The sequence below is a fragment of the Dietzia natronolimnaea genome (assembly GCF_002289575.1).
Lineage (GTDB): Bacteria > Actinomycetota > Actinomycetes > Mycobacteriales > Mycobacteriaceae > Dietzia > Dietzia natronolimnaea_A.
The window spans coordinates 1-8,860 of the sequence record NZ_NTGA01000047.1 but is presented as its reverse complement, the minus strand read 5'-3'; the positions used below and the strand labels follow the sequence as shown (position 1 = coordinate 8,860).

At 65.8% G+C, this 8,860-nt stretch carries 4 protein-coding genes; 3 read left to right on the top strand and 1 reads right to left on the bottom strand.

From position 1 onward, the window contains the following. The first annotated feature begins 438 nt into the window (after nt 1-438). Nucleotides 439-3,978, top strand: a complete 3,540-nt coding sequence (mobF, locus tag CEY15_RS17135) for a MobF family relaxase (protein WP_043569151.1) — start codon at nt 439-441, stop codon at nt 3,976-3,978. A gap of 28 nt (nt 3,979-4,006) precedes the next feature. Here mobF and CEY15_RS17130 read toward each other — a convergent pair whose 3' ends face one another. Further along, entirely contained in the window at nt 4,007-5,305 is a 1,299-nt protein-coding gene (locus CEY15_RS17130) for a hypothetical protein (RefSeq protein ID WP_141244308.1), read from the bottom strand. Nucleotides 5,306-6,705: 1,400 nt separating this feature from the next. Between CEY15_RS17130 and CEY15_RS17125 the strand changes: the two genes are divergently transcribed. Together CEY15_RS17125 and istA are read left to right on the top strand one after the other, a co-directional pair. Then, nucleotides 6,706-7,281 (top strand): ParA family protein, encoded by a 576-nt coding sequence (locus CEY15_RS17125; protein WP_007633959.1) that lies wholly within the window; start codon nt 6,706-6,708, stop codon nt 7,279-7,281. Nucleotides 7,282-7,814: 533 nt separating this feature from the next. Beyond that, on the top strand, nt 7,815-8,860 hold a 1,046-nt coding region (gene istA, locus CEY15_RS17120), incomplete at its 3' end, for an IS21 family transposase (protein ID WP_245847709.1).

Sequence of the window (8,860 nt, the reverse complement as noted above, 5' to 3'; positions counted from 1 at the left end):
GACCGGAGACACAACCTGCGTGGTCAATACACCTAGGGCAGCCTCTGCGTCGGCGCGGGCGTCGATCGCGGAGAACACCGCCACTAGCTTGGACTCGCGCTTGCGCGCCCGCTCGAGCTCGTCAGCCATGGCTTGGCGGGCACGGGCCCGGGCGGTCTGGGAACGCGAATCAGTCTTCGTAGCAGCCATGGACCAAACCCTAGAGCACTCCTACGACACCCGCGAGCAGCAACCACTCCCCCATCGGCCACCGCGTCGCTCATTCCGTCCCCCGTAGAGCCGCCACCGTTGTGGCCAGACTGAGCACCCGCTACCGCTCGATTAAACAGCCACACACAGTAGGCACTCTCAGTGAAGGAGGGAAAACCGCTGGTCAGCGCTGCGCGCGTGCTGGCGCGTAGACGCGGCCGTTACGGGCCGCATACGCTGGCGTATGTGATGAGTCTGCGGGCGGTCCATGCGGGTACTGGATACCAGTACCTGCTGCGCTCGGTCGCCACTCACGACGCCGACCCGCAAGGCATGGCCCTGTCGGACTACTACGCCGCTAAGGGGACCCCGCCGGGACGATGGATCGGTAGTGGACTTCAGGGGCTGAACTCCCAGTCCGTGGCCTCTGGGTCGACGGTGACCGAGGCGCAGATGGCGGCCCTGTACGGCGAAGGCCTGCATCCGGATACCGATCAGATGATGGCCGACGGCCAAAGCCTGTCGGCCTGCAAGCTCGGCCGATCCTTCCCCATCTACACCGGCGGCGTGGACGTTCTGGAAGCGATATCCGCCGCGGAAAAGACGTTCCTCGCTGTCGAAGGGCGGCGCCCCACCGCCGATGAACGAGGCCAGATCGCCGAGGGCGCCGCACGGCCGTATTACGCGGAGAAGTTCGGCTACGAGCACGCCTCCGGCAAGGACGTCATCGCGTGGGTCAACCGGGAGCGCGACCAGGTGCGCCAGGCGGTTGCAGGGTTCGATTTCACGTTCTCTCCGGTGAAAAGTGTCAGCGTCCTGTGGGCGCTGGCCGACGAGCAGACTGCCTCCCAAGTGGCCGCCCTGCATCACGAAGCCGTGGCCGAAGCACTGGCATGGGCCGAGGACAACGCGATCTACACGCGCGTCGGGACCGGCGGTATCAAGCAGGTCACAACCGGCGGGATCATCGCCTCGGAGTTCACCCATTTTGATACCCGGTGCGGGGACCCGGACCTGCACTCCCACGTCCTTGTGGCCAACAAGGTCCAAGGCCCTGACGGGCGGTGGCTGTCGCTGGACTCTCGCGCGATCCATCAGATGCACCAAGCCATTTCCGCTCGGTATGACGCGATCCTGCACGACCTTCTGACCCGTCGCATGGGCGTGGAGTTCCAGGCCAACTACCCGCACCCGGACAAGGCACCCATATGGGAGATCGCTGGGATCGACCGCCGCCTGATCGACGCCTTCTCCTCCCGCCGGGCCCTGGCCAGGCCGGTCTATGACCGACTGGTGGCTGAGTACGTTGAGAAGAACAATCGGCAGCCTTCCCAGCGGGCGTCCTACGCCCTGTGGCAGAAGGCCATCCTCGACACCCGCGACGCCAGAAAGCCCGCCCAATCACTGACCGAACACCGCGCCACCTGGCGGGAGATGGCCGAAAAAGTCGTCGGCACGCACGCAGTGGACAGCGTGGTTGGCGAGGTCACCGGGCAGGGTCAGAGCCAGCTGTCGCGGGAGCTGTTCGACGCCCAGGTCCACGCCCGACAGGTGGCCGAGCAGGCGGTTGACGCGGTGACAGCTCGGCGAGCGCAGTTTCGCCGTTCCCACGTCGAGACCGCCGTTTCCACCGTGCTCAAGGGCTACCGATTCGAGGGCCCCGAGGCGCTGGACCAGGCGCACGAACAGGTCATGGCCACCGCCATGGGAGAGCTCGTGGTGCAGCTGACCCCGCCGGAGAGTCTGGACCTTCCGGGTGCGTTGACCGGGCCGGACGGGGCCGGCATTGACCGGCACGCAAACGCCGAGAAATACACCACCCAGGCAGTCCTCGACGCCGAGACCGCCACCCTGGAGGCGGCCCACTCGCCGGTCGCGGTGATCGCTACCCGCGCCGATCTCGACCGCGCACTGAAGACGCACGAGGACGCCGAAGGATGGTCCCTCAACGCCGGACAAACTGCCCTCGCGGCGCATCTCATCGGTGCCGGAACACTGCTCGCCGCAGGCGTGGGACCGGCTGGGACCGGCAAGACCGCATCCATGAAGGTCGTCGCCCGAACCTGGCGCGACACCGGCCGATCGGTCATCGGTCTGGCACCCTCCGCAGCAGCAGCGGCCGTCCTCGCAGGCGACATCGGCACCGACTGTCACACCATCGACTCACTGACCTTCACCTGGATGGGCAAGCACCCCACCCTACCCGGAAAGACCCTCGACGCACTGCCGGTCACGATCAAACCTGGGGACATGCTTCTCGTGGACGAAGCCGGCATGGCCAGCACCGAGAACCTCGCAGCACTGACCGAAATCGCCGCCGAATCCGGGGCCATCCTCCGCCTGATCGGCGACCCCAAACAGCTCGCGGCAGTCGAGACCGGCGGTCTGTTCGCCGACCTGACCCGCACCCCAGGCACGCCTCAGTTGCGCGAGGTCATGCGCATGGGCTCAGACACCGAACAAGCCGACGCGACCCTGGGCCTGCGCGAAGGCGATCCCGGCGCACTGGCTCTCTACAACGAGCGCGGATGGATCACCGGCGGGCACCGCGAGCAGATGCTCACCGACGCCGCCGAGGCGTTCCTCGCCGACACCAAGGCGGGCCGCCAGGCACTGATCATCGCCTCGACCAACACCGATGTCGACACCCTCAACGAGGTCATCCGAGCCGACCGGATCGCCCACGGCCTCGTCGACGACGCACACACCACCAGGGTCGCTCGCGGCGACACCGTTGGTGTCGGCGACACCGTCATCGCCCGAACCAACTCCACGCTCTACACCGAGAACCGCACCTACCTCGGACGGGTCATCAACGGCCAACTATTCACCGTCACCGGCATCACCGATGATGGCTCACTGGCAGTACGCGACTCCTCCACCGGCCAAGACATGCTCATCCCCGCCAGCTACGCCGACAAGAGCATCCACCTCGGCTACGCCGCCACCATCCACCGCGCCCAGGGCGCCACCGTCGATACCGTCCACGCCGTCATCGACGCTGGCGTGGACCGTGCCGGCCTGTATGTCGCCATGACCCGCGGCAGACGAGAAAACCACGCCTACGCCGTATGCGAACCCACCCTCGACACGGGCGCCGAAGACGCACACATGCACTCCGCCGGCGACCACCACGCCCCCACACCCGAGCAGGTGCTCACCGGGGTGCTGGCCCGCGACACCCACCAGGCCTCGGCCACCGAAACCCTGCGCCAGGAATACGCGGCCGCCACCAGCGACGAACGGCTCGCCCAGCTCTACCGCCACGGCGTGGACCTCGCCGCCCGCGATTTTACCGCCGCCACCCTCCCGGCCTACATCGACGCACTCCCCCGTGCCTACGCCCACCAGCTCGAGGCAGACCCCGACCAATACCAGGCCCTGGAAGGCGCGTGGACCGACGCAGCCATCCGAGGCCTCGACCCCCGCGAGGAATGGGACAACGCCACCGACACCCTCGACACTGCCAACAAGCCAGGCACCGTCATCGCCCACCGGATACGCCACGCGACCGGTGAGACCACCGACACCAACACCCTGCCCACTCCCCCACCCGCGGCCCCGGGATGCGACACCGAACTGACCACCTGGCTTGCAGAGACCCACCGCGCCCTCACCGCCGACCCTGTGGCCACGGCGGTAGCCCGTGCAGCGTCCTTCACTGCCGAGGACTTTGTCGCCTCCTACCTCGAATCCCGAGCCGCAGAACACGAACCCGGCCCGGACACCCATCCCACGACGAGCTCGCCATGGGGGCCATCACCCGACTCCTCCCCCGACCTGTGGTGACTCGCCCCTGCTCGTTTGGCGCCAGTGGTCAGGCTGCGGTGCGAGCCCACTGGTGCGGGGCGAGCAGCATGTCGGGGGCGGGCAGTGCCGCGCGGGCTGCGGCGACCAGCTCCCACCAACTGTCGGGATCGGCCTCGCGATGAAGATCTTGGGCAGCCATCGCCGCGCCCCAGGTGGTGGCCGACACTGGCGGGCCGGTCGAGGTAGCGCCGTAGGCCAGCGCAATGTCGGTCGGGTGGATCTGCTCAGCCTCATCAGGGTCGGGGAATTCGCCCCACTCCCCCAACGCGTCGGAGCGCTGCGGCTGGTGCCGGGTGGTGAACCACCACACGAACACCGCCGAATGCAGCCGGTACAGGCGCACCCGATCGGCGTGCGCACCATCGACACCAGCAGCAACGGCCGCTCGCGCTAACCGCGACCGACCCCGGTACACGCGGCCATCAGCGGTGCACAGACCCAGAGAGTGCAGTGCGCGCAGTTTGCTGCGCACCGTCGCCGGGCAGATCCCGAGCCTGGTCGCCAGCTCACGCACCGATAGGCGGCCAGCGGACAGGTGCGTCCACACACGCATGCCCAACACCCCGAGAGCACGGGCATGCCAGATGTCCTCTCGGGCGCATTCGAGCTCAGCGTCAAGCTGGCTCTGCATCTCCGGGGTAAATACTGCGCCACTTCTTTGCTCCCCGCCCCCGGGTCTTACGATCTGCCACACTGCCGCCCAGGGGCCGGCTGCTCGCTGCACGCGGGCGACCCACCCCTGCTGGACAAGCGCTTTCAGCCGGTCGGCGACGGTGTCTCTGGTCAGACCTGCGGCCAGGGCCCAGTCGCGCTCGGACAGGTGCACCTCCGCTGTCGCGGCTGCGACGGTGCGGGCTGCCAGTGCCAGGAGCACGAGGCGGTCTTGGGCTCCGGTCTTGCCGGACCACCGGTGGGGTTGGGAGTCCATGCGGGTGAGCAGGTCGGCGACAGTGGTCTCGGCAGCGCGGCGGGCGGGCGAGGGTCCTGCAGTGCTGGACTGGGTGTAGCTGGCTGCGGTGACGGCTTTGGCCCACTGGCGGGCCAACTCGGCGGTCGCGTCTAACCGGGGGGTGCGCTCCCCTGCGTTGGTGCGGTGGGTGCGGACGAACTCCAACCCGGGCCAACGGTCAGTTAAGGCAGCCTCGTGCAGGTCGCGATACTGCATCCGGGCGTGGGCGCAGGCCAGCAGGACCGACCACCCCACCGCGGAGGCATCCGTGCGGTCGGTGATCGGGGCGCGGGCAAGGGCACGAATCTGTGGGTTCAGGGGGCGTCTGGGCCCGGCCAGGTACGGATGGCCTTGCACATCGACGTGCACAGGAACCGGGGCGATCCCAGCACCGGCGGCGGAGGCGCCCTTGCTCTGAGGGGGTTGTGTCAGCTGCGTGAGAACTGTGCGCAAGGCCCGCAGGGACACCGGCCGGATATGCGGATCTGTCAGGGGCATCGATGTGCCGCCGGCGCGGTGGGGCGAGCCCGGGGCGCGGACACAACCCGTGCGCGAGTTAGCCAGCGGGCCCCGATCCAGCGAGGGCCACGCGGCGCTGAAAGCGTCGAGGATCGGTGCCAGCCGCTGCGCGGAGACGGCGGTGCTCAGCCGGATCCATACGTGGTATCCCCCACCAGGTCCTGACGAGCACACCAGGTGCTCGATGCCCGCGGCAGTCAAGGCAGCTGTGCACGCTGCGAGGTCTTTGTCTGCCGTTGAGCCGGCATGGTGGGCGTCAAAATCGAGCGCGAGGAGCCGAAACTTGCCCGATTCATCGGTCAAGTGCAGGGCGAAAGGCGTCCCCTCCCCCGGCGCGCCGTCGGTGAGACGCCTGGTGGCGGCGAAGGTATGCGCCTTGTGCGAGTCGACACGCACATACGGGCGCGGACTCCACGCGCACACCACAGAGTCCCACCACCAGGTGGAATCTCGGGTTGTGAGGTTATCGCGGTCAGAGCGAGACACGCCGATCAGATCGACTGGACCATCCGATGGGTATGACTTACTCTGAGAGGTGCCTGGAAGCACAGCTCTCCTAATTGGTGAGCAACACCGAGTTTGAGCGGTAACTCGAACTCTTGACTTTCGATCCCGGTCCACCTGCCAGTGGGCCGGGATCAGTCATTTCAGGGTTGCGGGGTGTTCAACTGTTGGCCGGGCGCGGGCCGGCCACCGCTTCACGCTGAAATTGCCTCCTCATCTGCAGGTGGAACTACGGCCTCGGGCAGGCCAAGATTGATGGCGGCGAGGTCAGACAAGTATTGAGACATCGAGACGCCTCTAGACCTGGCTTCCACCCGAAGTGCCTCGTACACCTCAGGGGCCATACGGACGGGCACGCGCATGCGCTCGCCGAATGACGGTCGCCCGGGGCCCCGCTGCTTCGTCGCCATGGGAGGAAAACTCCCACACTTGGCGCCACAAATCCTATCGACACGCCTAGGTGAGGTGGAGTTTTTGGCGCCGCCTACGGCTCTGTAGGCGGTCATCGGCTGCGGCACATCCACGGCGGTATATACCGCAAAACCGACACCGGTACACACCGCAACACCAGTACCCGTCTGACGGTGATTACTGATGTACCGCTATCTTTCCAAAGGTATTTCGGGATGTCCGGCGTGGCTGGCGCGCTCCTGTGCTGCAGTTTTGGTATCAAGGTGATGACCAAAATAGGTACAGCGGTATCGCGGTATAGAAAGATTGAGGTGTAGCGGGTTTTGAAGATTGCGGTAGTTAACACCAAGGGTGGCGTCGGTAAGACGACCACTGCCATCTACCTAGCGACGGTCGCGAGCGCGCAGGGCAAGTCGACTGAGTTGCTAGACGCGGACCCTCAGGGGTCGGCCACTAGTTGGGCTGAGATTGCGACGGAGGGGAGTGCGCCTTTGCCGTTTCAAGTCTCGCCCGCGAACAAGATCACGCTTTCGCGCGCATCTAGTAGCGACATCACAGTGATCGACACGCCTCCGGGTGCTGCTGACATCATTCAGGCCGCGATCGATGCGGCTGATGTTGTCGTGGTCCCCACTGCGCCGTCTGGGTTGGACCTCCAGCGCGTCTGGCCGACGTTGGAGGCTGCTGCACATAAGCCAGCTGGCGTCCTTCTCACGAGCGTTGAGCTCGGCACTAAGCTGCTCGAGCTCACAAAGGAGGCCCTTGAATCGGAAGGGGTGTTCGTATTCGAGAATGTGATTGGGAAGCGACAGGCGATACGCCAGTCATTCGGCACATGTCCAACAAGCTTCTTCGGCTATCGAGACCTGATGGACGAGATCGTTGAGGTGACTAAATGAGTGGCAAATCGGAACCGGTGAGCCGTAGTTTGCGACCACGGGCCGCAGCTCCCATCCGGCCGGTCTCGGAAACGTTCTCTGCTTCTGAAGCCGCACGTCCGGCCGGTCCTCGGCGTACGAAGACATCTCTAGCGCTTGATGTTGAGGTGTACCGGAGAGCCAAGATCGCGGCCATCCAACAAGGGGAGACCGTGTCTGAGTTTATCGAGGCAGCTATTCGAAACGCACTTCCTGAGTAGTTTCGCCAGAGGTGAAAACCGTCGTCGGTAGAAACGGATCGAGGTATATACCGCTGACGGTATCGGCCACCGAAGAAGTCGTGATTCTCAGGCTGGTAGGCAAGTCCGGTGCGAGCATCGAGCACGGGCGCCTAGCCGCGTGACGAGCCTGTTAGGGACGTGCTTCGGATAGCAGGGTTCTGATGATCGGGTAGCGCGAGTATGAGCATCGGATAGCGGTGCCGGTCCTCGTGTGCTCGTGTCGGTTCTACGCGTGGCAACCAGGCTGCGCGTGGATCCGAACAGGAGGCACGGGTGACTGATTACCGATTGGTGATGTCGCTACTGCTGCAGGACAGGTCCTACCGGGACATCGAGGCGATCGCGGGTTGCTCGCATCGCACGGTCGCGAAGGCGAAGAAGGTCTGCCACGAGCACGGGTTGACCGCCACGAGCCAGGTCGAGGCGCTCAGCGTCGAGGAGATCGACGTCTTGTTCGCCGATGGGCGCAAGACGCCGTCGAAGGAGTTCGTCGCCTTCGACGTGGCGGCTGCCGTGAAGAAGCGCACGGGCAAGAAGAAGCTGCCGCTGCGGGTGCTGTGGGCCAACTACCTCGACACTGACGGCACGCCGGGGCAGCGGCACTACAGCTACCAGCGGTTCTGCCAGATCATCGGCGAGTACGTCGAGGTCAACGAGCTGACGATGCGGATCACGCACGTGCCCGGGCACACGATGCAAGTCGACTGGGCGGGCACGAAGATGGCCATCTTCGATCCCGTCACCGGCACCAAGACCACAGTGTCGGTGTTCGTGGCGTCGCTTCCGTACTCGGGGATGGTCTTCGCCTGCGGCTGTCTGGACGAGAAGATGCCGAACTGGCTCGACGCGCACTTGCGGGCGTTCGAGTACTTCGGCGGCGCGGCGCAGGTGATCGTCCCGGACAACGCCTCGACGGCGTCGAACCAGATCGCCCGCGGTGACCGGGCCCGCGAGGTCAACCGTGAGTACCGGGACTTCCTCGAGTATCACCAGACCGCTGCCGTGCCCACTCGGCCGGTGCGCCCGACAGACAAGGGGAACGTCGAGGCCGGAGTGAAAGTGGTGACGAACTGGGTGATTGGACGCCTGGCCGATCGGCGCTTCGCGAGCCTGGACGATGCGAACGACGCGATCGCCGCCGAGGTGGAGGCGATCAACGACCGGACCCCGTTCCGCGGCCAGAAGACCAGCCGCCGGGAGCTGTTCACCGAGCACGAGCAGTCGGAACTGTTCGACCTTCCCGAGGCCCGCTGGCAGCCAGTCATCTGGAAGAAGTCCAAGGTCAACAGGGATTACCACGTGGAGATCGCCACGGTGAA

Coding starts and splice junctions, on each gene's coding strand:
- mobF (WP_043569151.1), top strand. CDS start 439: ATGAGTCTGCGGGCGGTCCATGCGGGTACTGGATACCAGTACCTGCTG.